A 1,301-nucleotide genomic window follows, 5' to 3' on the forward strand; every position below is an offset into this window, starting at 1 on the left:
GCATGCAGCCGGTGTTGACGCAGGTGCCGCCGACCAGCTTGCGCTCGATCAGCGCGACGCTCATGCCGGCGGCCGTCAGCCGCCCGGCCAGCGGAGGGCCAGCCTGTCCGGCACCGATGATGATGGCGTCGAAGATTTTCGTCGTCATGCCACCGCCGCTACGATCAGCAGGCCGCCGATGATCGCCACCGCGTCCTCGATAAAGGCGGCGGGCGGATCCTTGCCGAAGGCGGCCGCGAGCCGGCCGCGAGCTTCGGCGCCGCCCAGCGTGCCGATGACAGCGCCGATGGCGCCCGCGATCAGGCCGCCGATGGTGGCGCCGCCTGTCGCGCCGATCACCGCGCCGGTGAAGGCGCCCATGACGATGCGGGCGCCGAATTGCTGGGGTACTTTACGGCTCGGCGTCGACGGCAACTGGTCGGTGACCAACTCGACAATGGCCAGGATGGTGAAGATGCCGACAGCCGCCCAATGGCTCATGAAGCTCGCCCAGGTGCCGGCAACCGTCAGCCAGCCGAGATAAGCGCCCCAGGCAATGGCGGCCGGCGCCGTCATGGCGCGAAGACCGGCAATGACGCCGATCAGAAGTGCGAGAATGTAGAGCATGGTCGATCCCCCTCGATCACGGGCCAAGACGGCCTTGAGTCACAGGCTACCATAGGTCCAATATTTGACCAGTACTGGCATCGGCGCTTTTGGCTGCACTTGTGCTTTGCAAGGACGTGAACTGGAGACCGCATCATGGCTGAGAGCGAGCGCGTGAAGATGGTGGCCGGCGAATGGTATACCTGCATCGATGACGAACTGGAGTCGTTGCGGATGATAGCGCGCGATGCGGTGTTCGAGCACAACTTGCTGCCGCCTCGTCAACGCGGCAATCTCGGGCCGGCTCTGAAGGCACTGCTGGGAAGAGCCGGCGAGGGCGCCCGTATCGAGGCGCCGTTCCACTGCGCCTATGGCTTCAACATCTTTCTCGGCGACGGCGTGTTTCTCAATGCCGGCTGCACCATCCTCGACACGGCGAGCGTGCGCATCGGCAAGGCAACGCTGCTCGGCCCGAACGTGCAGATCTACTGCGCCGAGCACCACAAGGAGGCCAGTGGGCGGCAGGCCGGACTGGAGATCGCCCGACCGATTGAGATCGGCGCCAATGCCTGGATCGGCGGCTCAGCCGTCATCCTTGGCGGCGTCAGCATCGGTGAAGGCGCCATCGTCGGCGCCGGTGCGGTGGTGACGCGCGACGTGGCGGCGAACGCCACGGTGATCGGCAATCCGGCGCGGCCGGTCAAGCGGGGCTGAAC

3 protein-coding genes are annotated in these 1,301 nt (G+C 66.3%); 1 reads left to right on the top strand and 2 read right to left on the bottom strand.

What is annotated here, in order from left to right:
* Both EN925_RS41235 and EN925_RS36300 read right to left on the bottom strand, forming a co-directional pair.
* The coding region (locus EN925_RS41235) for an FAD-dependent oxidoreductase (RefSeq protein ID WP_348630391.1) at positions 1 to 148 on the bottom strand (148 nt) is incomplete at its 3' end.
* Positions 145 to 606, bottom strand: coding sequence for a membrane protein (locus EN925_RS36300; protein ID WP_027162181.1), 462 nt, complete (start codon positions 604 to 606; stop codon positions 145 to 147). The genes EN925_RS36300 and EN925_RS41235, both read right to left, overlap by 4 nt.
* Before the next feature lie 135 nt (positions 607 to 741).
* Between EN925_RS36300 and EN925_RS36305 the strand changes: the two genes are divergently transcribed.
* Positions 742 to 1,299, top strand: a complete 558-nt coding sequence (locus EN925_RS36305) for a sugar O-acetyltransferase (RefSeq protein WP_127370074.1) — start codon at positions 742 to 744, stop codon at positions 1,297 to 1,299.
* Positions 1,300 to 1,301 lie beyond the last annotated feature (2 nt).

It is taken from the genome of Mesorhizobium sp. M7A.F.Ca.US.006.04.2.1, assembly GCF_004022915.1.
Taxonomy (GTDB): Bacteria; Pseudomonadota; Alphaproteobacteria; order Rhizobiales; family Rhizobiaceae; genus Mesorhizobium; species Mesorhizobium ciceri.

Excerpts from the sequence above, each read along its gene's own strand:
- EN925_RS36300 (WP_027162181.1), bottom strand. The coding sequence starts at position 606 with ATGCTCTACATTCTCGCACTTCTGATCGGCGTCATTGCCGGTCTTCGC.
- EN925_RS36305 (WP_127370074.1), top strand. The coding sequence starts at position 742 with ATGGCTGAGAGCGAGCGCGTGAAGATGGTGGCCGGCGAATGGTATACC.